Raw genomic sequence first — 26,616 nt, forward strand, 5'->3', positions numbered from 1 at the left:
GGAGCGCGGATCGGGCGGCCGGCACCCCCGTCAGTAGCGCGGGATCTCGAGCATCCGCCCACCCTGCAACGCCGACTCGTGCGCCACGATGCCGGGGGCGGTGACGGATGCCGCGCGCGCGGGCCCGAGCGCGGCCTCGCGGTCGTCGACCACGGCGCGGACGAACTCGTGCACGAGGTGCGGGTGCGAGCCCCCGTGCCACGCGTGGTACTCGAGCTCGGGCCGCCCTCCCGGAGGCGCGTACCGTCCGGCGCGCGTGAAGCGACGCAGCGCGTCGGGAAGGTGTTCGGCGCGGTCGGGAACCTCCACCTCATCGCGGGCGACGGGGCGCCCGCGATGGGCGCCGTCCTGCGGCCCGGCGGTGTAGACGACGGCCGGGCCCCCCTCGATCGACGGCCACTCGATCGCGCCGCGGTCGCCGTAGACGTTGAAGCCCTCGGTGTACGCCCGGGCGTTCTCGAAGAACGAGAGCGTCACCTGCGCGCTGAGGGGCGAGGGGGTGTCGAGGCGGAACAGCGCCGATTCGAGCGGGTACGGGTTGCCGCCCTCCCCGCGATGGGCGGGGAGCAGCTCGCCGGAGCCGAAGCACACCACCGCTTCCGCGCGGGCGTCCGCGAGGCCGAGCAGCGGTGCGACGATGTGCGTGGCGTACTGCATGGGCGCATAGCCCATCCAGTAGGGCGGGAAGCCGTCGAGATCCTGCATGTGGGCGCCGCTCAGATAGGTGAGCCTGCCGAGGGCGCCCGAGTCGCGCAGGTGCAGAGCGTGCAGATACTCCCGCTGATAGAGCGTGGTCTCCATCATCATGTAGCGGCCGGCTGCGGCGGCTGCGGCATCCGTCACCCGATCGATGCCGTCGAGAGTCGTCGCCATCGGAACAGCACTTGCGCAGGAGCGGCCAGATGTCAGCACGGCGAGCGTCTGATCGACGTGGAACCGCACCGGCGACAGCAGGTGCACCGCATCCCAGCGCCCGGTGGCCAGCGCGTCATCGAGCGACGCGTAGTCGGCGTCGGCGCCGAAGGCGTCGGCGATCGCGCGGCGGCGGGCGCCGTCGGGCTCCACGAGCCCGACGGCCGACACCTCGGGGTGCCGCTCGTACAGCGGGAGGAAGTCGCGGCCGAAGCCGGCGCCGACGACGAGCACCTCGATCACGACGACTCCCCTCCGCGGTGCAGCGATCGGCGGCGGAAGCAGATGCCGTGCGGTGAACGCGGCATCAGCCGGCCGGCTTCAGCTCGAGCAGGCGCAGTCCGAACCAGTACGACGACATGCCGGCGTCCGCGCACGGGCAGACGTTCGACTGCACCCACATCGTGAGGTCGTCGTCCGAGACGAACTTCGAGGGGATCGTCGTGGCGTAGCCTCCGAAGCGCTCGTCCGTCCACGGGTACGGTCCGAAGTCCTCCGAGGCGAAGAGCGTCCACGGTCCCCACGGCGTCGGCGACTCGTAGAACTCGAAGGTCAGCTCGGTCCACGACGTGTAGAGGTAGGTGTCGAGCTTCGGCAGGTAGGTGACGCCGCCCTGGGAGACGACGCTGAGGTTGTGCGCGCCGACGGTCTGCCCGTCCGCCCCCGATTCCTGGGAAGGGTAGAGCACGCGGTCGTCCACCAGCACCGGCCGTTTGCGGGCGATGTCGTCCGTCCAGGTCGGTTCGGCGTCGCCCGGGTCTCCGGCGTAGAACTCCCAGGTCGAGGCATCCTGAACCATCTCCAACGGCACGCGCGCGAGGAACAGCTCCGTCGGATCGGCGACCGAGTCGTCGAACGAATCCCGCCAGTTTCCGTCCAGGCCGTACGCGTAGGCGTAGCCCGGCTCGGGCGTGCGCTCGTTGTCCTTGCCGTAGTCCGCGAACCAGATCGTGGTGAAGACGCCGTCGTCGAACATCGGGGCCTCGGCGTCCCAGGTCCACGTCCGTCCGTGGTCGTCGCTGCGCGCGATGGTGGCGGCTGGCGCTTCATTGAAGTCGAGTCGCAGATCCTGCACCGCGAGGTAGAGCGCGCCGCCGGCGCACAGCATCCCGGTCGGCTTGCGGGTGAAGCCGTCTCCCGACCAGACCTGCCCGACCGCATCGCCCAGGGCGAGCGCCTCTCCCTCCAGCCCGTCGGGGTCTGACGGCGAACCGGTCACCCGGTTCACCACGATGTCGGAGAACTCGTTGCCGAAGCCGGAACCGTCGCCGTTGGCCGTGTACAGCGCGTCGTCGTCGGACCAGCAGCTGGGCCAGAGGTCGCCGTCCGAGACGCCGATCGCGGTCACGGCGTCGGCGGTGCGCGCCTGCAGGGTCGCACCCGCCAGCGCGTCGGGGAACTCGCCGTGCGGGGCTGAGGGGTCGCCGCCCGCGCAGCCGGCGAGGCCGACCGCGAGCACGAGGAGAAGCGCTGCGGCGGGGTGGGGCACAGAATGGCGCACGGGCTGGCTCTCCTTCGAGCGGCGGCTTGCAATCGATTTCAAGCCTATGATTCGAAGGAGCCCGACGTCAACGCGAGTCGGGCCGGCGGACATGGAGGTGCACGATATGGCAGGCGACCGATTGCCCGCGGTCTACGAGGCGCTCGACGAGAGGTTCGCCGACGTCGCAGGCGATCACTATGTGGAGTGCGCATTCGACGGCGGTCGCTGGCTCGAGGGTCCGGCGTACCATCCGGCTCACCGCTTCCTGCTCTTCAGCGACATCCCGAACGAGCGCGTGCTGCGCTACGACGAGCGGACCCGCAGGGTGGACGTGTTCGACGACGCCTCCGGCTATGCGAACGGGCGGACGGTCGACGCCCATGGCCGGTTCGTCTGGTGCGAGCACGGCGGGCGACGGGTCGCTCGGCTCGAGCACGACGGCACGACGCGGGTCGTCGCTGATGCGTTCGACGGGAGGCGGCTCAACAGCCCGAACGACGTCGCGGTGCATCCGGACGGGGCGGTGTGGTTCACCGATCCGACGTACGGCATCGTCAGCGACTACGAAGGCGACGAGGCGGAGCCTGAGCAGCCCGTGCGGGGCGTGTACCGGGTCGCGGGCGAAGGCGGTGGCATCTCGCTCGAGTTCGACGAGCTGGACCAGCCGAACGGCATCGCCTTCGGCGACGGCGGGCGCGCCGTGTACATCACCGACAGCGGCACGCCGGCGATCTGGCGGGCGCCGGTCGGAGAGGAGGGGGTGGCCGACCAGCCGGTGAAGATCGCGGAGGCCGACGTCGTGTACGACGGCATCCGCATCGACACGCAGGGCCGACTCTGGGTGGCGGCGGCCGACGGCGTGCGCTGCCACGCGCCGGATGGCACGCTCATCGGGCGGATCCCGTTGCCCGAAAAGGTGGCCAACCTCGAGTTCGGAGGCGCCAAGCGCAACGTGATGTACATCACGGCCACGACGAGCCTCTATGTCCTGCGGACGACCGTCCGCGGTGCGGCGCGGGCGGTCTAGCGACTGCGGGCGCCGTCGCGGTCTTGCAGCGAGCGGAACAGATCCGCGATGCCGAAGCTCCACGGCTCCACGAGGTGCGCGGGCCGCACCCGGTTGACGAGCGCGCCGAGGGTGGGCGTGGAGATCGTCACGACGTCGTCGGCGTGATGGGTGAAGCCCGACCCCGGCGCGTCGCGGTCGGCGGTGGGGGAGAACATCGTCCCGAGGTAGAGGACGAAGCCGTCGGGGTAGGCGTGGTGGCTGCCGATCGTCTGCGCGACGAGATCGCGCGGGTCCCGCGTCAGCTGCGCCATGTCGCTGCGGTCGTCGAGACGGAACCCGTCCACGCCCTCGATCGTGAGCGAGACCTCGGCGGCCGCCACGTCGTCGAGCGAGAACCCCTCGTCGAACAAGCGGATGAACGGACCGAGTGCGGCCGAAGCGTTGTTGTCCTTCGCGCGGCCGAGGAGGAGCGCGCTGCGGCCCTCGATGTCACGCAGATTGACGTCGTTGCCGATGGTGGCTCCGACGACGGTCCCTCGGGAGGAGACGGCCAGCACCACCTCCGGCTCGGGGTTGCTCCACTCGGACGAGCCGAGCACGCCCACGTCGACGAGTGGTCCGACCGTCGAGAGCACCGGCGCCTTCGTGAAGATCTCGGCGTCGGGACCGATTCCGACCTCGAGGTACTGGCTCCACCACCCTCGCAGGACGAAGTCGTCCTTGAGGCGCGCGGCCTCCTCGGAGCCCGGTCGGACTGCGCCGATCGTCGCTCCGACGACGTCTTCGACCTCGCCGCGGATCCGGACCGCTGCCGCGGGATCGCCGTGTGCGCGCTCTTCGATGATTCGCTCGAGGAGCGAGACGGCGAAGGTGACGCCCGCGGCCTTGACCACGTGGAGATCCACCGGCGACAGCAGCCAGGGGCGCTGGGGATCCCGGTCGTCGGGCGGCGTGTTCGCCGCGAGCTCCTCGACGGTGCCCAGCACCGCTCCTTCGGTGGCTGAGAGAAGGGCGACGGGATGCCGGTGCTCCGTGAGGTCGCGGACGGTCGCGATGGTGCCGCCCACGTCGACGACCGCGCCGTCCCGCACCGTCACGACGGTCGGGCCGCGGTCCGGCATCCACGCGCGGCCGACGAGTCGGGCCCCGGCGTGGGCGGGAAGCAGAGACAGGTCGTGCGGGGGCCAGGCGGCGGTCACGGGTGTCAGGCTATCCCGCGTCCTCATCACGAGGCGGGCGCGATGGCGAGGCGCCGATATCGGGCACCGGGGCGGTGCCTAGGTGCACCTCCATGTCGTCGGCAGTGGGGGTCTTCGGCCGGCGGGCAGTGGGCCGGTCGAGGTAGAACAGCGCCGTCGAGGCGATGTCGTCGCGGAGGGGCAGGTAGCGCCAGCCGCTGCGCCAGCCGAGCGCCTGGATGTCGACCTTCGGGATGCCCTTCGAGAAGTAGATCGGGTCGAGGAGGTGCCAGCGGTACATGCCGAAGCGCTGCTGCGAGACGTAGAGGCCGTCCGGTCGGATGACCTGGGGCATGCCGAGGTAGGGCGTGGAGAACTCGGTGTACCCGTTGCCGGGGACGTCGAAGTTCCACGCGCCGCCGAAGTAGTCCTCCGTGCCTGTGCCGCAGATCGTCGGGTAGTCGGTGTCGTCGTCGAGGTAGAACTTGATCTCGCCCTCGCCCCACCAGCCGTTGGAGTTCACCCCCCACGCGATGTAGGTGCCGACGTACTGACCATGGCCCTCGATGCCCTCGACGATGGTGTGAGGCACCAGCTCGTCCAGCGGGTTCGAGCGGCGCCACTGCGCGTGGAAGTAGCCGTCTTCCGAGTAGTCACCGCCGATCTCGTACGTCACCTGGAAGTACACCCGCACGTCGACCACTGAGGTGTTCTCGATCGTCAGGCGCGCGCCGTCGCGGAACGGCATCGGCCAGTACGAGTTGAACCCGCCGTGGGGATTGGCTGCGATCACCTGCGAGTTGACCTGGGCGAACACGCCCCACGCGTTGCAGAAGAAGTCACCGTACGGCACCTCGACCGCCGGCTCGTCGGCTCCGTCCCAGTAGGCGCGGAGGACCAGCGTGCGCCAGTTGTCGGTGTGGGTCGTGATCCAGATGTGCGTGATCTTTCCGGCGCCCTCGATGTTCGCGAGGTCGAACGTCTCACCCGCTTTGACGTCGACGCTGGGCGAGATCTTCCAGCCCGGGCCGAGGTCGCGGGCGCAGGCAGCTCCGGTCCCTTCCGTCGCGCGGCCTCCGCCGCCCACCGACCCGTCGAAGTTCTCCGGAGAGATCGAACGCGTCTGGAGTCGACGCAGTGCCGAGATCGACGACAGGTCGGGGTTCGTCAGCGGCGTGGTCATGGCAGCGGCACATCCTCGTGTCTGGAGACGCAGTATTGCGCCTCTCTGTTGCAATCGATTTCAACACTGTATGGTTGCTCCACCGGCAATGTCAACGCGGGCCGGCGCAGTGAGCCGGGAGACCGAATGGCGACAATCTACGAGGTCGCGAAGCTCGCCGGTGTATCGCCGGCGACGGTGTCGCGCGTGTTCAACGGCATGGGCGTGTCCATCGAGAAGGCCGCCGCCGTGCGCGATGCCGCACGCGAACTCAAGTTCACCCCCAACCGCACGGCGCGCACGCTCCGCCGTCAGGCCTCCGAGGTCATCGCCCTCGTGATCCCCGACATCGAGAACCCCTACTTCACGGAGATGGCCCGCGGCGTCGAAGACGTCGCCTCACAGGCCGGCTACTCGGTCGTGCTGTGCAACACGGATTCCCAGATCGACAAGGAGGCGACCTATCTCCAGATCGCGATCTCGGAGCACATGGCGGGCGTCATCCTGGCCGCGGCGTCGGACCATACCAACCTCGACGAGCTGCTCGCGACCGGGCGGCCCGTCGTCGCCGTCGACCGGGGGACGGGTTACGACATCGACGGCGTGGTGATGGCGAACCGCACCGCGGGTCAGGCAGCCACTGAGAACCTCGTGCAGGCCGGCTACCGCCGGATCGCGTGCATCACCGGCCCTCAGCACATCGAGACGGCATACGAGCGCGCACAGGGATGGCGTTCCGTCCTCGCGCGCCACTTCCCCGAGCGCGACCCCGAGGAGCTGCTGCGATACTCGACGTTCCGCGTCGACGGGGGCCGTGAAGTGATGGAGGAGCTGCTCGCCCTGCCCGAGCCCCCCGATGCGGTGGTGGCCGGCAACAACCTGCTCGGCGTCGGCGCGATCCAGGTGCTCACCGAGCACGGCCTCACACCCCCGAAGATCGGCGTGGCCGTCGTCGGCTCGCTTCCCTTCACCACGCTCACCCCGACCGCGGTCACCGTGGTCCGGCTCCCCGCACGGCACATGGGAGTGACCGCGGCGAAGATGCTTCTCGAGCGCATCAACGGCGACGACCAGCCGGCGCGCACGGTGGTGCTCCGCAATGAGGTCCAGCCCGCGCGGGCCCCCGGTCGCGGCTGACCCGCCGAGTCTGGTTTCACCCTGGAGTGGATATCGCTCGGTTGATGATGAAATCGATTTCGTCTACAGTGGTTGCGTTCGCACGGGCTGATCCGCGGCCCCGCGTACTCGTGATCGAGGAGGATCCGATGACCGTCCGCTGCGCGCTCGGTGCCGTCGCCGGCACGGCGGCTCAGGTCGCCCCGATGATCGATGGCTCCGCGGCCCGAGTCGGAAACCCGTTGTCATGACCGAACGATCCACGACCCGCCGCCGCGCGCGCGGCGTTCCGCACACGGCCGAGCGTGCGGCGTTTCCGCTGGGCGGGATCGGCACCGGCAACGTGTCGCTCGGAGCCCGCGGCGAGCTGCGGGACTGGGAGCTGGAGAACCTCCCCGACAAGGGCCGGGTGAACCCGTACTCGTTCTTCGCGATCCACGCGGCACCCGAGGGCCGCGAATCGGTCACGCGGGTGCTGGAGGCGGGGGTCACCGGCCGCCGCGACCTCGATGCCGGCTTCCCGTTCGAGCGTCAGGCGGGCCTGCCGCGGCTGCGGGCGGCGACGATGCACGGCGAGTACCCGGTCGTCGACATCGACTTCGACGACGACGTGCTCCCGGTCGACGTGTCACTGCGCGCGTTCACGCCGTTCGTGCCGCTCGACCCCGACGCGTCGGGGATCCCGGCTGCGGTCCTGCGGTATCGAGTGACGAACCCGGGCGATCGGCGCGTTCGCGTCACCGTGGTGGGCAGCGTCAGCCACACCGCCGGTCGCGGCGACGGGCCGTTCGGCATGCGCGCGCAGCAGACCGTGCGGTGGCGCGAGGAACTCGACGAGGCCCGCGCGGGCGTGCGAGGCCTGGACTTCGGCATCCGTCTTCCGGAAGACGATCTGGGATACGGCACGCTGAGCCTGACGACGACGGATGCCTCGACCACCGCGAAGCCGCAGTGGGTGACGGGCTTCTGGCCGGACGGCCCGCGCCTGTTCTGGAACGACCTCGCCGACGACGGACTCCTCGACGCCGAGCCCCGCCTCACGCTCGAGGACCGGCCGCGCGGCCTCTTCGCCGACTCGGCCGCCGACGGTCCGATGCGCGAGGACGAGCTGTTCGAGCGACTGCCGCGCCTGCGCACCGGTTCGCTCGGGATCGTGCGCGAGCTCGCCCCGGGCGAGAGCCGCGACTTCGAGTTCGTGCTGGCGTGGAGCTTCCCGAATCGCCACCGCTCGTGGCGCGGGCACATCGTGGCCGACGGCCGCGCCGACGAGGGCACGGTGCGCAATCGCTACGCCGCGCTGTGGCCGGATGCGTGGGCCGCGGCATCCCATCTCCATCGCGAGCTGCCGGCGCTCGAGGCGACCACGCTCGCCTTCGTCGAGGCGCTGTACGGCGGCACCCTCGACCCCGCCGTCGCTGACGCGGTCGGCGCGAACATCGCGGCCGTCCGGTCGACGACGGCGTTCGTCGTCGAGACGCCCAACCCCGAGCTGGGGGAGGGACCGGTGTTCGCTGCGTGGGAAGGGTCGTTCGACCACGGCGGGTCGTGCGAAGGCACGTGCACGCACGTGTGGTCGTACGCGCAGACCGTCGCATGGCTGTTCCCCTCGCTCGAGCGCAGCGCGCGCCGGGTGGAGTTCCTGCTCGAGACGGATGCCGACGGCGCGCAGAAGTTCCGCAGCAACCGCGTGTTCGGCGGCGAGGCGTGGTTCATGGGCCCGGCGGTCGACGGCCAGCTCGGCACGTTCCTGCGCCTGCACCGCGAGTGGCGGTTCTCGGGCGACGACGCATTCCTCCGCGAGCTGTGGCCGGCGGCCGTGCGAACGCTCGAGCACGCGATCCGCGAGTGGGATCGCGACGGCGACGGGCTGCTCGACGGCGAGCTGCACAACACCTACGACATCGAGTTCCACGGGATCGACCCGCTCGCCAACGGCATGTTCGTCGCGGCGCTCCGAGCGGGTGCGCGCATGGCGGCGCACCTCGGAGACACCGCCCGTGCCGCCGAGTGGCTCGATCGGGCCGACTCGGCGGCCGCCGGCATGGACGAGCGGCTGTGGAACGGCGAGTACTACCGGCAGGTGATCGACGATGTCGACGCGCACCGCTACCAGTACGGCGACGGCGTCCTGTCGGATCAGCTCCTCGGACAGTTCCACGCGTGGGTCAACGGCCTCGGCGACCTGCTGCCCCGCGATCGTCTTCGCAGTGCGCTCGGCGCCGTCGTCGCGCACAACCACCGGCCCCACCTCACGGCCCACGAGAGCACGCAGCGGGTCTACGCGCTGAACGACGAAGGCGGGCTCCTGCTGGCGTCGTGGCCGCGTGGTGGCAGGCCCGCGATCCCCTTCGTCTACTCCGACGAGGTCTGGACCGGCATCGAGCACCAGGTCGCGGCATCCCTCGTCTATGCCGGCCTCGTGCACGACGCGCTCACGATCGAACGCACGCTGCGGGCGCGATACGACGGTGAATTCCGCAGTCCCTGGAACGAGATCGAATGCGGCAACCACTACGCCCGCTCGCTCGCGTCGTGGAGCCTGCTTCTCGCCTTCAGCGGCGCGCAGTGGGACGCCCCGGCCCGAACGCTCTCGTTCGATCCCGCCGAGGATGCGCCCTTTCGCGGGCTGTTCACGGCCGGCGAGGCGTGGGGCCGCGTCGCGATCGACGGCGACGAGCTCACGCTCCACGTCGACGGCGGTCGGCTTCAGGTCGACCATCTGCGGCTGCGCGGCCGCGAGCTCGCCCTCCCGACACCCGAGACCCTCACCCTGATCGCCGGCGAGAGCGTGACCGCACGCCCGGACGCCGCAGTCGCCGACCACTCACCACAGGAGATCCCATGACCGGCTACACCCTTCCGCCCGTGCGCGACCGGCGCACCGCCCCGCCCAACACGGCGTACCTCATCGCGTCGGGCGACCTGCGCGAGTCGGCCAACGCGGCCGGCTGGCCGACCCAGGTCGAGCTCGAGGCGGGCGTCACCGGGGTGCTGAACGAGCTCGGCTGGCAGGTGATCCGCGCGAACGACGTCGACCCCGACACCGGGCACGGGTTCATCTCGAGCCAGCGCATGGGACTCGAGGTGTTCAAGACGATCCCGGCCGACGCGCCGCTGATCGTCGCCGAGGCCGTCTGGCAGTACTCGCACCATGTGCTCGCGGGCCTGCGCACGCACGAGGGGCCGATCCTCACCGTGGCGAACTTCGCCGGCGACTGGCCCGGTCTCGTGGGTCTCCTCGGCCTCAACGCGGGCATGACCAAGATGGGCAAGGAGTACTCCTCCATCTGGTCGGTCGACTTCACCGACGACTGGTTCCGGGACGGCCTCAAGGAATGGACCGAGACCGGTCGCATCACGCACGATGCCTCGCACGTGCGTCCGCTCCCGGAGCTGCACCAGACCCCGGAGGTCGAACTCGGGCGCGCGCTCGGCGACCAGCTGCGGACCGAGAAGGCCATCATCGGCGTCTTCGACGAGGGCTGCATGGGCATGTACAACGCCATCTTCGACGACGAGCTGCTGAACACGACAGGCATCTACAAGGAGCGCCTGTCGCAGTCCGCCCTGTATGCCGAGATGCTGACAGTGACGGATGCCGAGGCCGACGCCGCCCGCGACTGGCTGGTCGATCGCGGCATGACGTTCCGGTTCGGCACCGACGAGGCCACCGAGCTGACCGAGGCGCAGGTGCGCTGGCAGATGAAGATGTACATCGCCGCACTGCGCATCGCCGACGACTTCGGCCTGGACGCCGTGGGCATCCAGTACCAGCAGGGACTGAAGGATCTGGTGCCGGCATCCGATCTCGCCGAGGGTGTGCTGAACACGACCGAGCGGCCGCCCGTGCTCTCACGCGACGGGTCGCGGGAGCTGTTCGCCGGTCGCGCGTTCCCCCACTTCAACGAGGCCGACGAGGGCGTCGCGGTGGACGCGCTCGTCACGGACCGCGTCTGGACGGCGATGGGACTCGTGCCCGACAACACCCTCCACGACGTGCGGTGGGGCGAGGACTACGACGGGCAGTTCGTGTGGGTCTATGAGATCTCGGGCTCGGTGCCCGCGTCGCACCTCGGCGGCTGGGACAAGGCGGAGGGGTGGCGCCAGGGCCCGGTGTTCTTCCCCGCCGGCGGGTCGACGATCAACGGCGTCTCGAGGCCCGGCGAGGTCGTCATCTCGCGGGTGTTCATCGCCGAGGGCATCCTCCAGGCCGACATCTTCCGCGGCACGGTGATCGAGCTGCCCGCCGAGGAGACGCAGCGGCGCAAGGACGCGACCAACCCCGAGTGGCCCATCGCCCACGTCGTGCTGCACGAGGTCACACGCGACCAGTTCATGGCCCGCCACAAGGCCAACCACGCGCAGCTCGTCTACGCGCCGGATGCCGGGACGGCCGACAAGGCGCTCCTCGCCAAGGCCGCGATGCTCGACCGCATGGGGATCAAGGTCAACCTCGTCGGCCGCGTCGACGGCCTCTGAGCCGCTCGCGGAGCACGCCGGCTCACGTGACGTGAGATCAGAGAGGGAGGGGACGGAAGCCGCCCCTCCCTCTCGTGTCGTCCCGAGCGGCGGGTGGTCAGGCCCGGCGGGGTCGGCGCACCGCCAGCAGCGCGCCGAGCGCGATGAGCCCGACCGCGCCGAGCGGCACCAGCGGCGACATCGCTCCGCCACCGGTCGCCGGCAGCGGGTCGGCATCGAGGGTGTTCGTGAGGGTCAGCTGTGCGACCTGGGGGTCGCGAGAGACGGTCATGGGAAGGACGACCCGACCGTCGTCCTCGGGGGTGAGCGTCTCACCGTCGACGACCCACACCGGGTCCTCCCATGTCACGCCCGGGAGCGCGGGAAGCGGACCCTCCTGGACCTCGAGGATCGTCCCGACGGGGAAGTAGGGCGAGTAGACAGGCTGGCCGGGCACGAGCTCGACACGCGGCTGCGCTTCGCCGTCACGCCACCAGTCCAGCGGGAACGTGGTCGCCGCAGGCAGCGTGGAGGCACCGTCACCGTCGACGACCTTCGTCACCGCCCAGCGGGTCAGTGCGACCACCGAGTTGGTGACCTCCAGGACCGGGGTCTCACCCAGCCCGATCTCGACCGAGTTGCCCGGACTCCACGTCGTCTCGCTCCACTCGTAGCCCTCCGGCAACGCCGACGGGTCGGGCTCCTCCTCCAGCATGCTGACCACCGTGCCGATGGGGAACGACATCGGGAGGCCCTGTTGGTCCACGGGGCCCGCAGGCGTGCCGTCGGCGGGCAGCTCGAACTGACCGACCAGCACGTCGCGGCTCGGCAGGTGGGCGACGTAGGCGATCGTGAACGAGGCGCCCGGCGTCAGCTGCCCCGGATCGATGCCCGAGAGATCCTTGCGCACGAGGAAGGTGCCGCTGAGCAGTGACGCGTCGTTCGTCAGCGTCGCATGCACGACCGCCTGGTCGTCCTGGCCGATCGTCAGCTGCTCGAGGTCGAATGCGGCGCGCAGCCATGAGATGTGCGCCGGCGTCGGTGCGCTCTGCTCCTCGTAGACGATCACGGTGCCGTACGGGAAGAGCAGCGGCTCTCCGGCCGCGTCGACGGGGCCGACCGGATCGCCGTTGCCGGGGAGGCGGAGAACCCCTTCGGCGACCACGTCGTCGGGGGCGGTGGGGAAGTAGGCGGTCCACGACACGGTGAACTCGAGGCCCGGCGGCACGTCGCTCGAAGGGATGCCGTCGAACTCCTTCGAGATGGTGAAGGTGCCTTCCTTGAGGACGTTGACGACCTCGATCTCGATGTCGGCGGTGGTGTCCTCGGGAAGCGGGATGCTCACGATCTCGCCGAACGCGCCCGGCTCGTACGACGTGGTCTCGCCGTCGATCGTCACCTGGAACACCGGGGGCGTCCAGTCACCGGGGGCGGCGACGGGCTCCCCGTCGAGCGTCGGCGGGAGCTCCGCGAGCTCGAGCGTCTGCGCGCCGGTCTCGAGGTCGTCGATCACCTGGGGTTCGCCGACGGGCAGGGTGAGTTCCGGCCGGGCGCCCGGGGGGTTGCCGTTGTAGCTGACCGCGTATCCGAATCGCGGGTCGGCGGCGGCTCCGGCCGCCGACTTCACGATCGTGATGGTCCGCCCGTCATCGACCGGGGTGACGATGTTCGTGAGCTCCACGGCCACGGTCGCGTCAGCCTCCGTGATGAGGAAGGTGCGCCCCGGGTCCCACCCGATGCCGCTCCAGTCGTAGCCGGGCGGCGGAGCGATGCCGTCGAGGTTCTCGTCGAGGATGATGCGGGTGCCGACGGGGAACGAGAGAGGCTCGCCGGCGTCGTCGAGCGGAACGGCAGGGGTGCCGTCGAGCGGGACGTCCATCGTCCCGGCGCCGATCTGAGCGTCGCCCAGCCACGCCGTCCACGTCACCGGCACGGTGCCCTCCAGCACGGGCAGCTCCGTTCCCGGCGGGCCCTCCACGGACTTGGACACGCTGAACGTGCCGGTCAGCTCGGTGGCGGTGTTCGTCACGACGACCTGTGCGGTGCCGGTGCCCACGACGAGCGGATTCGGCGTGATCGAGGCCTCGCCCCACTCCCATCCGGGCACCGTCTCGGGCGTGATCTCCGCGAAGGTCACCTCGGTGCCGACCGGGAACCTCTCGCCCGCGGCGACGGGCGTGCCGTCTGCGGGAACTTCGAGCGTGCCGACGAAGACGTTTCCGTCGGGGTCGACCGCGCGGTAGTTGACCGTGAACGTGCTGCCGTCGGGCAGATCGCCCGCTTCGATGCCCGAGAGCTCCTTGCGGATCGTGAACGTGCCGCTGGCGTCGTTGCAGGAGATCTCACCTGCGAACAGGAACGAGTGCACCTCGCCGCCCTGGATGGTCACGTTCTGGCCGATCACCTGCCCGTCCAGCGGAGCGGCGTTCACGGTCACCGAGGCGTTCGGCGCGTAGATCGAGCCGTCGATGCGTGCTTGCCCGGCGACGACGCTGACGTCGCCGGTCAGCTGCGACAGGTCCCACACGATGTAGGGAGAGTGGACGCCCTGCGGATCCGCCCGTGCCCCGATCACCTCGGTCGTGCCGGCGGGCACCCGGATGACGAGCGGGTTGGACACGCCGGGGGTCGGCCCGGGTGAGAACTGGATGAGCGACGCGCCCGCGATGTCGGCGTAGTCGACGACATTCGGCTGATCCGGGCTGAGCGGGGCGAGCACGATGCGGTCGCCGGCATCCTCCGCGATCCCGACCGGGTAGCCGACGCCCGTCGTGGGGTCGGCGATGTCGTCGAAGCAGCTGCTCGCCTCGTCCCACGACGCCTGACGGTTGGCTTCGACGTAGTCGGCCACGGCGGTCGCAGACGTGTCGGCGGTGTAGATGCTGCCGTTGCCGACCGAGCCGGATGGGGGTGCGGCATTCGCAGGATACTGCTGGTGGGTCGCGTCGATGAGCGGGGTCTGATCCACGTCGGCAGGGTTCTGGTTCAGCCGCAGCCAGTCCGACCGCGCGAAGGCCTGCCATCCGCCGTCGCGCTGCACCATCTTGAGGTCGCCCCACAGGGCGGGATCCGTGGTGCCCGCGCTCGTGATGGCGAGGATCCCGGTGCTCTCGGTGCTGTACTGGCCGACGAGGAACCGCGTCGGGTCGCCGTCGACCGTCGGCAGATCGTAGTCGCCGGTGCCGGCCGACACATGGATGATCGTGTACTGCCCGCTGCTGCCCTGCACGGTCGCGGTGCCGCCGACGGCGATGCTGCCCTCGGTCTCCTGGTTCTGCAGGAGGGCGTTCTCCCGCGCGTACACCGTGAACCCGCCCGCGATCGCGAACGGGTTGACCGACTCGGGGTAGGCCGCCGCTGCCGGAGGCGGGGCGATGGCTCCGACGGCCACGGCACCCGTGGCGGCGAGCAGGGCCGCAGTGAGCGCGGCGGTCCATCGCCGCAGACGCGGGCGATCCGTTCCAGTCACGTTCTGAACTCCCCCTGCCGACGGGGAGGACGGCAGAAGCCGTGGTCGGCTCGTCCAGTACATCACACGCCTCGGAAACAGCCCAGAAACGTTTCGAGAGCGCTCCCACCGGCCGCCGGGCAGCGAATTGTCCGGTCGGAGCGCCCCGCGTCGTGCTGCGTCCCGCCGGCGTTGCGGGCCCAGGCGGGTGAGACGGCGTCAGGTTGCGGCATCCACTCCGCGGTGCGTGCGGAACAGCTCCCAGTCCGCGCGCGAGAGGTCGGCGTAGGCGTACGACCATTCCAGGATCGCCTCGCCGGCGACACGGCCTCCACCGAGATACCCCGACGCCGCCCCCGCCAGCGGCGACTGACCGTGCGCGCGGGCCAGCGTCGCCGCGCACGCGTCGGCGTACCAGAGGAAGGCCGAGTCGTCGAGGGCGTCCATGTCGAACCCGCCCTTCTTGTCGCGGAACTGCCGGACATAGAAGTCGCGCTGGGCGCCGTACGTCGTACGGCGCACGAAGCCGAGGAACGGGTCGGAAACCGCCTGCAGGATGCGCTGCATGCCGACGACCCGCCCACCGTCCCCGAACTCGTCGATGAAGCGCGCGACGGCTTCGGGCTGCTCCGCCTTGCCGTGCTCGATGAGCACGCTCCGGCCGGCCTCCTTGCCCTGCAGCAGCAGCACCCCGTCATCGCCGTCCTGCATCGAGATCACGAAGCAGCGCGTGCCGACGCTGCCCACGCCCACCACGCGCATCGCGATGTCGGAGAGCCGGTACTTCTGGAGCAGGGCTCGGATGTCGATGTTCGCCGACTGCAGGTACTGGTCGAAGACGCGCAGCACCCGCTCCTCGTACTCCGCGTCGATGTGCGTCATCGTCGGCGGAGCCTCGACGAAGACCACCCGGCCGTCGTCGTCGAGCTGCGTCATCTTCTTCGCGGCGCGGGCACCGGTGCGCTTCTCCGCCTCCTTGACGGCGGAGTCGATCGCGGCGCGGGTGTCGGCGTCGACCGCCCGTTCGGCCGCCAGCGCGTCGAAGCGGTCGTAATAGCGCTTGAGCGGGCTGCGCTTGGCCCCCGCGCCGAGCGCGCGAGCGTAGACGCGGACCGCGTCCAGCGACGCCTCGCGCACCACGGAATCGGCACGCCCTGTCGACTGCCCGGCGATGACGATGCTCGTGACGAGCCGCTTGACATCCCACTCCCACGGCGCCCACGCGGACTCGTCGAAGTCGTTGAGGTCGAACACGAGCGTGCGTTGGGGCGAGGCGTACAACCCGAAGTTCGACACGTGGGCGTCGCCGCACGACCCCACCGCAATGCCGCTGCTGGGCGAGCGCGACAGGTCTGCCGCCATCAGGGCGGCCGTCCCCCGGTAGAACGCGAAGGCGCTGGCGGCCATGCGCTCGGTGCGCAGGGGAACCAGCTCGGGTACCCGCTCGGCGTCCTGTGCGTCGAGGATGCCCATGGGATCACGATCGTTGGTGGGCAGCTCCGCCAGAGTCTCGCGAGGGTTGCGCGCACGAGCTTCGCGGCCCTCGGCGACGTGGTCGGCATGGGACGGGAGCGGTGTCCAGGTGCGCCCGATCGGCGAGTCGGCAGTCGTAGACATGGGCTCAGTGTGGCACTGCCTGGCTCCCGCCCGGAAGAGCGGTACCCTGACGCCGTGACCCGAGCCGCGCCACCCGCTCCGCCGCCTGCGCTTTCGCCGAGTCTGCGCATCCTGCTCGTGCTGGCGTCCTCGGTGATCGTCCTCGCGGGCGTCTATTTCGCGCGCGAGCTCGTCGGCCCGCTCGCTCTGGCGATCGTGCTCGTGGTGATCTGCGAGCCGGTCCGCCGGCCCTTCGAGCGCCGCGGCTGGCCGCGCTGGACGGGCACCACGGCGGTCATCCTGCTCGCGTACCTGGTGCTCCTCGTGATGGGCCTGCTGCTGTGGGTCGCCGGCGTCCAGTTCGCCCAGCTCGTCGCCGACTACCTCGACAAGCTGCGTGGCAGTCTCGACGATCTGCTCGCGTGGGCGCAGTCGGTCGGGCTCGATCAGGAGGCACGGGATGCCGCAGCCGAGGGTCTCGACCCGCAGACGATCCTCGGATTCGTCTCCCGACTGGGCGGCACGGCGGTCGCGATCCTGACGGCGCTGTTCTTCGTCGTCTCGTACATCATCTTCACGGCGGCCGACGCCGCCCGGTACCGCGATGCGGAGCGGGTCTTCGGCCGCGGGCGCCGACCGGTGCTGGCGCGGATCGGACGCCTGAACACCGGCATCCGTCGCTATTACGTCGTCAACGCCTCCTTCGGCGCGGTCGTGGCCATCATCGACGGCCTCGCGCTGTGGGCGCTCGGGGTGCCGGCGCCGATCGTGTGGGCGGTGCTCGCGTTCGTGACCAACTTCATCCCTAACATCGGCTTCGTGCTCGGCCTCATCCCGCCGGCGGTGCTCGCGTTCGTCGTGGGGGGCTGGCCGCTGCTCCTCGCCGTCATCGCGATCTACTGCGTGGTCAACGTCGTGCTGCAGGTGCTGGTGCAGCCCAAGTTCGTCAGCGACGCGGTCGATCTGAGCCTGACGCTGAGCTTCTTCTCGGTGATCTTCTGGACGTTCGTGATCGGCCCGCTCGGCGCGATCCTCTCCATTCCCCTCACGCTGTTCGTGCGGGCGCTCGTCCTCGAGGGCGACCCCGGCGCGCTGTGGCTGCGATGGCTGTCGGGCGACCGCACCGCGACGCCCGCCGCCGCCGCACGCGAATACCTCCCGCACCCCTGACGTCACCCTCACCACCCTCGCCGATGCCCTCCCGGAGGCAGACATGACCCAGACCTCGCTCGACCAGCCGGCGCCCGAGCCGCAGCCGGCACCTGTGCCGGACACTCGGACCGCGCCCGCCACACCGCCCATCCTCGACGCGTCGAGCGAGCGCTCCCTCGAGTCGCTCGCGCTCGGCGTCGGTGCGATCGCGTTCGTCGTCGTCGCGCTCGTGGCGTTGGTGGCCTTCGGGTTCCAGGCGGCGCCGATCTCGGGTCCCGGCTCAGTCGGCCAGTTCGCGGCCATCGCCTCCGGCGTCGTCGCCTTCGTCGCGGTCGTCGCGGGCCGCTGGGTGGTGCATCGCCACGGCGCGCATCGCCGACTCGGCGCGTTGGACTACATCGACATCGCGGCGCTGGCCTTCGCGCACGGCGTCATCGCGCTCCTCGGCTGGACGCTCCTCGCGGTGATCCTCGAGCAGGCGTTCATCGGCGCCGAGGTCTTCGCCGTGCCGGTGCTGGTGCTCTCGGGTGCCACCGCGGCGATGTCGGGGTATCTCGCGTTCTACTCGGCGACGCACATGGACCTGCAGCTGCTGGCCGTGGTGCTCGCCGTCTTCCTGGTCTTCGGCGTGGTCGCGAGCATGCTCACCGCGAGCGACCCGAACTGGTGGAAGGACAACCTGAGCGCCCTCGGCATGTCGTCGAACGTCTCGGCCTTCGCGTTCAACATCACGATCATCGTCGCCGGCTTCCTCGTGACCACGCTGGCGCGCTACTCGACCCGCGGCATCCCGACGGCCAACCCCAAGGGCGTCGGCCGGGTGCGCGTGACGCTCATCGTGGTCGGTGTGTTCCTCGCCCTCGTCGGGGTTTTCCCGGTCGACGACTTCTTCGCACTCCACACCGGCGTCGCGTCGGGCATGGTGGTCGCGTTCGGAGTGCTCGTGATCGCGCTGCCGAAGTGGATCACCGGCATCCCGCGCGCGTTCGTCGTCCTCGGCTGGCTGTTCCTCGCGGTCACGCTGCTGCTGACCGTGTTCTTCTTCCTGGAGTACTACACGCTGACGGCCGTCGAGCTGGTCGCCGGCATCCTCGTGTTCACCTGGATCGTGCTGTTCATCCGCAACGCGGCGGCGCTGCAGCTCGATGAGCGCGCTGCGCCCGCGGCCGCACCGTCAGCGCGCTGACTCCGCGCGGTCCCAGGGGAGGGCGGCCGGTGGCCGCTCGCGGGCGAGGTCGGCGGGCGTGATGAGCATCTCGCGCGCTTTCGTGACGAGGAGCCACGCCGGCAGCACGATGATGCACAGCATCGGCAGCACGGTCACGTCGTCCACCAGGGCCACGGCGACGAACAGCGCGACCCAGCCGTCGCGGGCGATCGCGAGCACCACGCCGAGGATGCCGCACGCGACCGCCAGCGAGAGCGGCAGCCCGGGCAGCAGCGCGCCGCCGAGCAGACCGGCCGCCACGCCGAGGAACACCGCGGGGAAGATGCGACCGCCGCGGAACCCCGCCGATGCCGCGACGACGAGCGCCGCGAGCTTCACGAGCAGGATCACGGTGAGCTCGCCGGGTGCGTAGTCGCCGGGGTCGGCGAGGAGCTGCTCGCTCTGCTCGAGCCCCTTGAAGAGGGTGATCGGGCCGCCGATCGCGCCGAGCGCGCCGAGCACGACGCCGCCGAGGGCGGTGAAGAGGAGCGGATGCCGCAACGCGTGGAACGCGCGGTGCACGAGCGGGAAGAGATAGATGCCGATCAGGCCGAAGGCCGCGGCGGCGCACGCGACCACGGCGCCCAGCAGGAGGTCGAACGGCTGCGGCGCGCCGTAGGGATCGAACGGCGCGTCCGCTCCGAAGCCGCCGCCGACGAGGAACGTCGTCACCGAGCCGGCACCCGCCGCGACGAGCGGAAGGAACAGCTTGTCCCAGAGCGAGCCGCCCATCTTGAACTCGCCCACCATGCCGGTGAAGACCAGCGCCGCCGCCACGGGCGTTCCGAACAGGGCGCCGATCGTGGCAGAGATCGCCAGCGCGCCGATCAGCTGGGCGGGCACCGCCTTCGACAGGCGGGCGACGAGCGCCACGGCCAGCGAGACGTTGATCGCGATGATGGGGTTCTCCGGCCCGAGGCTGACACCGCCGGCGAGGCCGAGGATCAGGACGATCGCGAGACCGGGCAGCACCGACAGCGGCAGCGGCGTGGACGCGAGCTCCGTCGTCGCCGAGTCGGGGCCGGCGTGGCCCGGAACCAGCCACACCACGAGACCGACCGCGATGCCGGTGACCGTGAGCACCGCGAAGATCCACCACGGCGAGTCGGAGGCGATGCCGAGGGAACCGGGAAGGCTGGTCCAGAGCACGCCGTCGAGCTGATCGGCGATGAGGTCGAGCAGCCGCAGCGACAGCGCCGACAGCACGCCGATCAGGATCGCCGGGATCGACAGGAGCAGCAGCGTGCGGACGGTGAGCTGCGGACCCGGGGGAGTGGCGGGCTCGGGCGAGGCGGCGGAAGGGCCGGGCATGGCCACACGATAGCGGTGCGGACGCCCAGCCGGCGAGGATGCGCGTCGCGACCGTCACACGCCGCCCGCGTCCGCGCCCAGGGCGATGCGATCGCCGCGCGCGGGCGCGCCCCGCCGGTCGCGGCGGTGCGGATGCGCCATGATTCGCCTGTGGACGAGCACACGTGGCACAAGCGCACCGAGACGCCGCTGGTCGTCGCCGGCCTGGCGTACCTGGTGGCGTACTCGTGGCGCGTGATCGCCGATCTCGCGGGACCGGCGCGCACCGTGGCGACGATCGTGATCGCCGTGACCTGGGCGATGTTCATCGTCGACTACCTCGTGCGTCTCTTCCTCGCCCACGACCGGCGGCGCTGGTTCCGCACCCACCTGCCCGCGCTGGCCTTCGCGCTCGTGCCGGTGCTGCGACTGGTGCGCCTGCTGCGGGTGCTGACCAAGGTGCCCGGCATGAAGACGACTGCCGGCGGCGTGCTGCGCACGCAGATCCTGGTCTACGGCGTCGGCGCCTCGCTCATCCTGATCTACCTCGCATCGCTCGCCGTTCTCGAGGCGGAACGGCACGCGTCCGACGCGACGATCACGACGTTCGGCATCGCGATCTGGTGGTCGTGCGTGACGGTCACGACGACCGGATTCGGCGATTACACGCCGGTGACGGATGCCGGACGCTGGGTCGGCGTCGGCCTCATGTTCGGCGGGGTCGCACTGGCGGGCGTGATCACGGCGACGCTGGCGTCGTGGGTGCTCGAGCGCGCGGCGCGTGACCACGACGACGAGGAGCCCGCGACGCGCGCGCAGATGCGCCTGCTCATGGAAAGAGTCGATGAGCTCACGCGCGTGGCCGACGCGGCCTCTGCGGGTGCTGCTCCGGCCGGCGCGGGCGACTCCGGCGGCTCCGGGGAAACGGTGGGCTCGGGCGGCATGGCGGCCACGGGCGGTGCGAAGGGAACGGGCGATCCGCACGAGCCGGAGGCGACGACCGGTGCGTGGACCGTCGATGCGGAGGAGGTGGAAGACCTCGCGGGCGGGGAAGCGGATGCGCCCGAGCCTGAACCAAAGGGCATCCCGTCCGGGTACGAGACCGAGCACCCCCACTGGCCTGTCGGCGACGGCGGTGACGATCGACCCGGCGGCTGACTCTGCGCGGAACGCACGAACAGAGCAAGGCCGCACCCGACGGGTGCGGCCTTGCTCGTGAGGATCGCTCAGGAGAGCAGCTTGGCCTTCGCGGCGGCGAACTCGTCGTCTGACAGGATGCCCTGCGCGTGCAGCTGAGCCAGCTGGCTGAGCTTGGCCATCATGTCGTCACCTGCCGCAGGCGCCGCCGGCGCAGCCTGCGGCTGAGCGGCCTGGGCGTTGGCAACGGCCTGCGCCGCGGCCTGGTCCATGGCCGCCTGCTGCGCCTGGGCCTCGTAGGCCTGCTGCTGCGACTGGTCGTAGTACTTCTGCTGCTGGTGCCGCGCGACGCTGCCCGAGACGGCCGTCGCCGTGCCGGCGACGACAGCGGTGCGTGCGGCCATGCCGATCAGGCCGGGGCGTCCCATTCTTCCCAGTGGCATGTCTTCCTCCTTCAGTCGGCGTTCTCGGCGAGGAACGCGTTGACGATCGGTGCGGGGATGCCCTCGCGTGCGATGACGGCGCCGCCGGCGTCGTACAGCGCGGCCGCGAAGGACTTCGCCCACAGCAGCTCGACCACGAGGATCGCCGCCGAACGGCCGGGCTCGAGGTTCTCGGCGAGGAAGAGGATGTCCTCCTGGCCGGCGAGGCCCGCCAGGTCGAGCGCCGGAGCGCCGTCGTCGACGGTGTCCGACAGTTCGAGCACCTCGATCTCGCCCTCCGGCGAGCGTCGGGCGAAGACCAGGTCGAGCAGGTTGACGGTGCCCGAGGCGACGAGGTCGTCGATCGCCTGCAGCACGGCGGGACCGGGCCGGTCGCCGTCGAACGCGATCGCGTAGAACTCGATCGGACCGTAGTCGAAGGTCGTCATGTCTTCTCCTGTTCCGGTGCCGGCTTACGCCGCCAGCGCCTTGGCCTTGAGGGCGTCGAACTCGGCCTGGGTGATGGCACCCGAGTCGAGCAGCGACTTCGCCTTCGCGATGTCGTCCGCCGCGCTCGCTCCACCGGTGCCCGCCGTCTGACGGATGTACGCGTCCTGTGCGGCGCGGAGCTCCTGCGCCTGCTCGATCGACCGCTTCTGCATGCTGTTCCCGCGAGCGATGAGGTACACCAGCGCGGTGAGGAACGGGACGAAGATCAGGAACAGGATCCACACGGCCTTGAGCCAGCCGTTGAGCTCGTGGTCGCGGAAGATGTCGCCGATGATCGAGAACAGCACCATCAGGTACGCGACGAAGACGAAGATCCAGAAGAACCACAGGATGAAGTCCCAGAAGCCGCCACCCATGTCACACCAGCTTTCTCGACGGAGCAAGCCGTCGGATATCGATTTGCCGAGACCGGACGAGCAGCTCTCCCGCCCGCGGTCTTGGCAAAACCGTATCGCGTAAACACGTCGGCGCCTACGTAAAAGTCGGGCCGCGTCGGACCTTTGGTCCGGTGTTCAGAGGCTCCATTATTGGGACATGACCGACGCCGTGGAATCCTCGCCCTCCGCCGCACCCGCCGAGCAGGTCGAGGTGATCGAGCACGAGCGCCCCCGGCGCCTCGGAAGATTCGTGGCGGGGCTCGATCACCCGCTCGCGACGGGCTTCCTGGCGACGATCGGGGTGCTCGGGGCGCTGGTGCTCGGCTCGGCCATCGGGTCGATCTCGACGATCCTCGTGTACATCATCCTGGCCATGTTCCTGGCGGTGGGTCTCGACCCGATCGTGCGGATGCTCGAGCGCCATCGTGTCAAGCGCGGCGCCGGCATCGCCATCGTCTTCTGCGGGTTCGCACTCGTGATGATCGCGTTCTTCGTGTTCGTCCTGCCTCCGGTCATCGCGCAGGTCGTGCAGCTCGTGCAGGCGATCCCCGCGCTGGTCGAGGACATCCCGCAGTCCGACTGGTTCAACCAGCTGGCGCCCGACGCGCAGGCGGCCGTGCTGGCGGCGCTGGAGCAGATCGCCGAGTGGATCTCGGCTCCCTCCACCCTCGCCACCCTCGGCGGCGGCGTGCTCGCTGTCGGCGTCGGCTTCATCGCTGCGATCTCGGCGAGCTTCATCGTGATCGCTCTGACGCTCTACTTCCTCGCCGCGCTCACTGCGGCCAAGCGCGCGCTCTACGCCCTCGCTCCCGCCCGCAACCGCCCGCGGCTGGAGGATCTGACCGAGCGGATCACCGACTCGGTCGGCAGTGCGCTCATCGGCTCGGTCATCCTGTCATCGATCAACGCTGCCGTGGTCTTCGTCCTTCACGTGGTGATCCAGTTGCCGTTCCCGGCCCTCATGGCGGTGATCGCGTTCGTGGTGACGCTCATCCCGCTGTTCGGCTCGGTGATCTTCTGGATCTTCGCGTCGATCATCGCGCTGTTCACGAGTCCCACCCAGGCGCTCATCTTCTTCATCGCGTATCTGGTCTACATCCAGATCGAGTCGTACGTCGTCAGCCCGCGCGTCATGAACAAGGCGATCGAGATCCCCGCGGCCCTCGTGCTCATCGGCGCGCTCGCCGGCGGCGCGCTCGCCGGGATCGTCGGCGTCCTGGTCGCCCTGCCCGTGATGGCCTCGATCCTGCTGATCATCCGCGAGGTCGTTGTCCCCCGCCAGGACCTCAAGGTCTGACCCCCGGCCGCACGTGCTGCCCTTTCCTGCACCTGCCGCGTCGGCCGACGCAGCGGGCGCAGGAAACTGCAGCAGTCGTCCGGGATCGAGAACGAGAAGGGGACGGATGCCGGGGCCCGCGGCATCCGTCGCCGAAGGCCTCAGTTGAGGGCGGAGGTGAGCCGCATCAGGCCGTCGAGGAAGGTGGCCTTGCCGGGCTCGCGCCGCCACTCCTCGAGCGTGAGCTCGCGGCCGGCGTCGCGGTAGGCCTGCTCGACCTCGCGCATGCCGGCGACGAACGACTCGCCGCGGACCATGAGCGAGACCTCGCTGTTGAGGCTGAACGAGCGGATGTCCATGTTGCTCGAGCCGATGACGGCGATGTCGTCGTCGATCGAGAAGTGCTTCGAGTGCAGGATGAACGGCGCGGGGTAGAGGAAGATGCGTACGCCCGCCTCGAGCAGCGCGGAGTAGTACGAGCGCTGCGCGTGCCACACCATGAACTGGTCGCCGATCTCGGAGACGAACAGCTGCACCTCGAGGCCGCGCTGGCAGGCGCTCGTGATGGCGTAGACCATCGCCTCGTCGGGCACGAAGTACGGGCTCGTCAGGATGACCTTCTCGGTCGCGCCGTAGATGAGCGACAGGAACAGCCGCAGGTTGTTCTCGGTGTCGTACCCCGGTCCCGACGGCACCACCTGGCACAGCAGCGCGTCAGGCGAACTCGACACCGGCAGCTGCGCGGGGGGCACCTGAGCGATCTGCGACAGGTCCTCGCCCGTCTCGATGAGCCAGTCCGACAGGAAGACCGAGTTGACGGATGCCACGACCGGCCCGGTCAGCCGCGTCATGAGCTCCTGCCACTTGAGGCCGCGCTTGATGTTCTTGGGCGATTCGTAGTCGCGGGCGATGAGATTCTGCGAGCCCATGAAGCCCACGCGCCCGTCGACCACGACGATCTTGCGGTGGTTGCGCAGGTCGGGGCGCTGGTACTTGCCCCTGAACGGCTCGACGGGCAGCATCCACGCCCAGGTCACCCCGATGCGGTCGAGCTCGGCCAGCATCGCCTTGCACCCCGGGACCTTCTTGGTTGCGACGTAGTCGGCGAGCAGGCGCACCGTGACGCCGCGCGCGACCGCGCGCTCCATCGCGGCGAAGAACCCGCGCGTGGTGTCATCCCACCCGACGATGAAGAACTCGATGTGCACGAAGTCCTTCGCGGTGTCGAGCTCGGCGGCCATCGCGTCGATCGACTCCTGATAATGCGGCAGGAGCGTGGCCTCGTTGCCGGAAGACGCGGGCAGGGCGGTGAGCGTTTGGTTCTGCTGCACGACGCGCTGGAACCACCGCGGCCACGCGGCATCCGTCTCGGAGAGCCCTCTCTCGGAGACTCTGCTGCGGATGATCCCGTCGATCCGAGCCTGCTCCGCTCGTCGCCGCTGCGGCAGCCGGACGTTGCCGATGACGAGGTACAGCACGACGCCGACGCCCGGCAGCACGACGATGAGCAGGATCCACGCCATCGCGGCCGTGGGCTTTCGTCCGCGGGGGATCACGATGAGCGCGGTGATCACGATCGCGGCGTGCACGAGCGCCGCGAGCGACCAGGTCAGGTTGGCGAGAAAACCGGAGTCCACGGGGCAAGTGTGGCACCGTTGCGCCGTCGACACGGTGATCGCCGCCGACACGGCGATCCGCCGACACTGCGACGTATCGGCACGGCCCTGCGCCGACACGGCGACGTATCGACACGGCGATCCGCCGACACTGCGACGTATCGGCACGGCCCTGCGCCGACACGGCGACGTATCGACGCGGCGAGCCGGCGCCGACGCGGCGATCCGGTGTCGACACGGCGAGTCACCGACACGGCGATCCGCCGTCGGCCGGCCGTCGCCGGGGTGAGCCCCCGGCGACTCGAGACGAAGCGGTCAGGCGTCGGCGGCGCAGCGGAAGCCGATGTGCGACATGCCGGTGTCCTCGGCCTGGGGGGAGCGGGCGGCGGGCCGGAAGCGCAGGCAGTAGTCCGGCGAGCAGAGGTGCGACCCGCCCTTCAGCACCCGGCGCGGGATCGCGGGGAAGCCCTCCTGCGCGCTCGCCGCTGCGAGCAGGTTGGCGCGCTTGCCGGCGTCGACGGGCTTGTCCGACAGGCGCAGATGGCGGGGCGTGTAGTAGTCGGTCGTCCACTCCCACACGTTGCCGGTCATGTCGTAGAGGCCGTACCCGTTGGGGGCGTACGAGCCGACGGGTGCGGCATCCCCCACCCCCTGGTTGTCGTACGGAAAGCGCCCGAGCCACGAGTTCGCCTGCGCCGTCCCGCCCGGGTAGGGCTCGTCGCCCCACGCGAAACGCCGGCCCTCGAGGCCGCCGCGGGCCGCGTACTCGTGCTCGGTCTCGGTCGGCAGGCGCAGCCCTGCCCACTCGGCATACGCGGTCGCGTCTTCGAAGGCGATGTGGACGACCGGATGCCGCAGCCGCTCGTCGATCGACGACTCCGGTCCGAACGGCCGACGCCACGACGCCCCGGGCTGCCAGCGCCACCAGTTGCGCCAGTCGCGGAGGTCGACGGGGCCCGCCGTCGGAGTGAACACCATCGCGCCCGGCACGAGGTCGGCGGGGTCGGCGCCGGGGAAGTTCGCCGGATCGAGCTCCCGCTCGGCGACGGTCACGTACCCGGTGTCGTCGACGAACGCGGCGTACTGCTCGTTCGTCACGGCGTACCGGTCGATGCGGAACGGCGCGACCTCCCGTTCGTGCACCGGCTGCTCGTCGGGGTAGAACTCGTCCGACCCCATGCGGAACACGCCGCCCTCGAGGAGCACCAGGTCGTGGGTCGCGGCAGTCACCGATCCACCGTAGCCCGGCCTCGCCGGGGGCGCTTGG

The 26,616-nt window shown here is 70.3% G+C and carries 20 protein-coding genes; 8 read left to right on the forward strand and 12 right to left on the reverse strand.

Features of this window, described 5'->3' with window-relative positions:
- Positions 1-30: 30 nt before the first annotated feature.
- Positions 31-1,155, reverse strand: a complete 1,125-nt coding sequence (locus IM770_RS12250) for a Gfo/Idh/MocA family protein (protein ID WP_203581435.1) — start codon at positions 1,153-1,155, stop codon at positions 31-33.
- A gap of 64 nt (positions 1,156-1,219) precedes the next feature.
- Entirely contained in the window at positions 1,220-2,413 is a 1,194-nt protein-coding gene (locus tag IM770_RS12255; protein ID WP_203581436.1) for a glycoside hydrolase family 183 protein, read from the reverse strand.
- Positions 2,414-2,519: 106 nt separating this feature from the next.
- Here IM770_RS12255 and IM770_RS12260 point away from each other — a divergent pair, with 106 nt between their 5' ends.
- Positions 2,520-3,422: an SMP-30/gluconolactonase/LRE family protein gene (locus tag IM770_RS12260; protein ID WP_203581437.1), complete on the forward strand. Its 903-nt coding sequence runs from the start codon at positions 2,520-2,522 to the stop codon at positions 3,420-3,422.
- Here the strand turns inward: IM770_RS12260 and IM770_RS12265 are convergent.
- Together IM770_RS12265 and IM770_RS12270 are read right to left on the reverse strand one after the other, a co-directional pair.
- Positions 3,419-4,603 carry a fumarylacetoacetate hydrolase family protein gene (locus IM770_RS12265; RefSeq protein ID WP_307785448.1) on the reverse strand — a complete coding sequence of 395 codons (1,185 nt, stop codon included), beginning with the start codon at positions 4,601-4,603 and terminating at the stop codon, positions 3,419-3,421. The two genes, IM770_RS12260 and IM770_RS12265, sit on opposite strands and share 4 nt — an antisense overlap.
- Before the next feature lie 10 nt (positions 4,604-4,613).
- On the reverse strand, positions 4,614-5,765 hold the full coding sequence (locus IM770_RS12270; RefSeq protein ID WP_203581439.1) for a glycoside hydrolase family 172 protein: 1,152 nt from the start codon (positions 5,763-5,765) through the stop codon (positions 4,614-4,616).
- 126 nt (positions 5,766-5,891) lie between these two features.
- Between IM770_RS12270 and IM770_RS12275 the strand changes: the two genes are divergently transcribed.
- From IM770_RS12275 to IM770_RS12285, 3 genes are all read left to right on the forward strand, one after another.
- Complete coding sequence (locus IM770_RS12275; RefSeq protein WP_203581440.1) at positions 5,892-6,881, forward strand: LacI family DNA-binding transcriptional regulator; 990 nt, start codon at positions 5,892-5,894, stop codon at positions 6,879-6,881.
- Between the two features lie 226 nt (positions 6,882-7,107).
- Positions 7,108-9,705: a GH116 family glycosyl-hydrolase gene (locus IM770_RS12280; protein ID WP_203581441.1), complete on the forward strand. Its 2,598-nt coding sequence runs from the start codon at positions 7,108-7,110 to the stop codon at positions 9,703-9,705.
- Entirely contained in the window at positions 9,702-11,339 is a 1,638-nt protein-coding gene (locus IM770_RS12285; RefSeq protein WP_203581442.1) for a fucose isomerase, read from the forward strand. The genes IM770_RS12280 and IM770_RS12285 overlap by 4 nt, the downstream gene beginning before the upstream one ends.
- Positions 11,340-11,436: 97 nt before the next feature.
- Here the strand turns inward: IM770_RS12285 and IM770_RS12290 are convergent, their stop codons facing one another.
- The gene (locus IM770_RS12290) at positions 11,437-14,787 is read right to left on the reverse strand and encodes a DUF5979 domain-containing protein (protein ID WP_203581443.1); all 3,351 of its coding nucleotides are present in this window, start codon (positions 14,785-14,787) and stop codon (positions 11,437-11,439) included.
- A gap of 198 nt (positions 14,788-14,985) precedes the next feature.
- Positions 14,986-16,383, reverse strand: coding sequence for a DUF2252 domain-containing protein (locus IM770_RS12295; protein WP_203581444.1), 1,398 nt, complete (start codon positions 16,381-16,383; stop codon positions 14,986-14,988).
- Between the two features lie 54 nt (positions 16,384-16,437).
- Here IM770_RS12295 and IM770_RS12300 point away from each other — a divergent pair, with 54 nt between their 5' ends.
- Together IM770_RS12300 and IM770_RS12305 are read left to right on the forward strand one after the other, a co-directional pair.
- The gene (locus tag IM770_RS12300) at positions 16,438-17,532 is read left to right on the forward strand and encodes an AI-2E family transporter (protein WP_307785449.1); all 1,095 of its coding nucleotides are present in this window, start codon (positions 16,438-16,440) and stop codon (positions 17,530-17,532) included.
- Between the two features lie 43 nt (positions 17,533-17,575).
- Positions 17,576-18,700, forward strand: a complete 1,125-nt coding sequence (locus tag IM770_RS12305) for a DUF998 domain-containing protein (protein WP_203581446.1) — start codon at positions 17,576-17,578, stop codon at positions 18,698-18,700.
- Here the strand turns inward: IM770_RS12305 and IM770_RS12310 are convergent.
- A complete protein-coding gene (locus tag IM770_RS12310) occupies positions 18,689-20,032 on the reverse strand; it encodes an ion channel protein (protein ID WP_203581447.1) in 1,344 nt (447 codons plus the stop codon). The two genes, IM770_RS12305 and IM770_RS12310, sit on opposite strands and share 12 nt — an antisense overlap.
- A 150-nt stretch (positions 20,033-20,182) precedes the next feature.
- Here IM770_RS12310 and IM770_RS12315 point away from each other — a divergent pair, with 150 nt between their 5' ends.
- A complete protein-coding gene (locus tag IM770_RS12315) occupies positions 20,183-21,169 on the forward strand; it encodes a potassium channel family protein (protein WP_203581448.1) in 987 nt (328 codons plus the stop codon).
- A 68-nt stretch (positions 21,170-21,237) separates the two neighbouring features.
- Here the strand turns inward: IM770_RS12315 and IM770_RS12320 are convergent, their stop codons facing one another.
- Genes IM770_RS12320 through IM770_RS12330 form a run of 3 tightly spaced genes read right to left on the reverse strand, consistent with a single transcriptional unit; the run spans position 21,238 to position 22,436 of the window.
- The gene (locus IM770_RS12320) at positions 21,238-21,576 is read right to left on the reverse strand and encodes an SHOCT domain-containing protein (RefSeq protein WP_203581639.1); all 339 of its coding nucleotides are present in this window, start codon (positions 21,574-21,576) and stop codon (positions 21,238-21,240) included.
- A gap of 26 nt (positions 21,577-21,602) precedes the next feature.
- Positions 21,603-22,019, reverse strand: coding sequence for a DUF6325 family protein (locus IM770_RS12325; protein ID WP_203581449.1), 417 nt, complete (start codon positions 22,017-22,019; stop codon positions 21,603-21,605).
- Between the two features lie 24 nt (positions 22,020-22,043).
- On the reverse strand, positions 22,044-22,436 hold the full coding sequence (locus tag IM770_RS12330; RefSeq protein WP_203581450.1) for an SHOCT domain-containing protein: 393 nt from the start codon (positions 22,434-22,436) through the stop codon (positions 22,044-22,046).
- A 178-nt stretch (positions 22,437-22,614) separates the two neighbouring features.
- Between IM770_RS12330 and IM770_RS12335 the strand changes: the two genes are divergently transcribed.
- On the forward strand, positions 22,615-23,754 hold the full coding sequence (locus tag IM770_RS12335; protein ID WP_203581451.1) for an AI-2E family transporter: 1,140 nt from the start codon (positions 22,615-22,617) through the stop codon (positions 23,752-23,754).
- Between the two features lie 140 nt (positions 23,755-23,894).
- On the opposite strand, the gene cls is transcribed toward IM770_RS12335, so the two are convergent.
- Together cls and IM770_RS12345 are read right to left on the reverse strand one after the other, a co-directional pair.
- Entirely contained in the window at positions 23,895-25,370 is a 1,476-nt protein-coding gene (gene cls / locus IM770_RS12340; RefSeq protein WP_203581452.1) for a cardiolipin synthase, read from the reverse strand.
- 294 nt (positions 25,371-25,664) lie between these two features.
- Positions 25,665-26,558, reverse strand: a complete 894-nt coding sequence (locus IM770_RS12345; RefSeq protein ID WP_203581640.1) for a formylglycine-generating enzyme family protein — start codon at positions 26,556-26,558, stop codon at positions 25,665-25,667.
- Positions 26,559-26,616 lie beyond the last annotated feature (58 nt).

The sequence above is a fragment of the Microbacterium hibisci genome (assembly GCF_015278255.1).
GTDB lineage: Bacteria > Actinomycetota > Actinomycetes > Actinomycetales > Microbacteriaceae > Microbacterium > Microbacterium hibisci.

What these genes read in the sequence shown, in the direction of transcription:
- IM770_RS12335 (WP_203581451.1), top strand. Translation starts at nt 22,615, where the DNA reads ATGACCGACGCCGTGGAATCCTCGCCCTCCGCCGCACCCGCCGAGCAG.
- IM770_RS12270 (WP_203581439.1), bottom strand. Translation starts at nt 5,765, where the DNA reads ATGACCACGCCGCTGACGAACCCCGACCTGTCGTCGATCTCGGCACTG.
- IM770_RS12305 (WP_203581446.1), top strand. Translation starts at nt 17,576, where the DNA reads ATGACCCAGACCTCGCTCGACCAGCCGGCGCCCGAGCCGCAGCCGGCA.
- IM770_RS12320 (WP_203581639.1), bottom strand. Translation starts at nt 21,576, where the DNA reads ATGGGACGCCCCGGCCTGATCGGCATGGCCGCACGCACCGCTGTCGTC.
- IM770_RS12325 (WP_203581449.1), bottom strand. Translation starts at nt 22,019, where the DNA reads ATGACGACCTTCGACTACGGTCCGATCGAGTTCTACGCGATCGCGTTC.
- IM770_RS12275 (WP_203581440.1), top strand. Translation starts at nt 5,892, where the DNA reads ATGGCGACAATCTACGAGGTCGCGAAGCTCGCCGGTGTATCGCCGGCG.
- IM770_RS12295 (WP_203581444.1), bottom strand. Translation starts at nt 16,383, where the DNA reads ATGTCTACGACTGCCGACTCGCCGATCGGGCGCACCTGGACACCGCTC.
- IM770_RS12330 (WP_203581450.1), bottom strand. Translation starts at nt 22,436, where the DNA reads ATGGGTGGCGGCTTCTGGGACTTCATCCTGTGGTTCTTCTGGATCTTC.
- IM770_RS12260 (WP_203581437.1), top strand. Translation starts at nt 2,520, where the DNA reads ATGGCAGGCGACCGATTGCCCGCGGTCTACGAGGCGCTCGACGAGAGG.
- IM770_RS12310 (WP_203581447.1), bottom strand. Translation starts at nt 20,032, where the DNA reads ATGCCCGGCCCTTCCGCCGCCTCGCCCGAGCCCGCCACTCCCCCGGGT.
- IM770_RS12280 (WP_203581441.1), top strand. Translation starts at nt 7,108, where the DNA reads ATGACCGAACGATCCACGACCCGCCGCCGCGCGCGCGGCGTTCCGCAC.
- IM770_RS12285 (WP_203581442.1), top strand. Translation starts at nt 9,702, where the DNA reads ATGACCGGCTACACCCTTCCGCCCGTGCGCGACCGGCGCACCGCCCCG.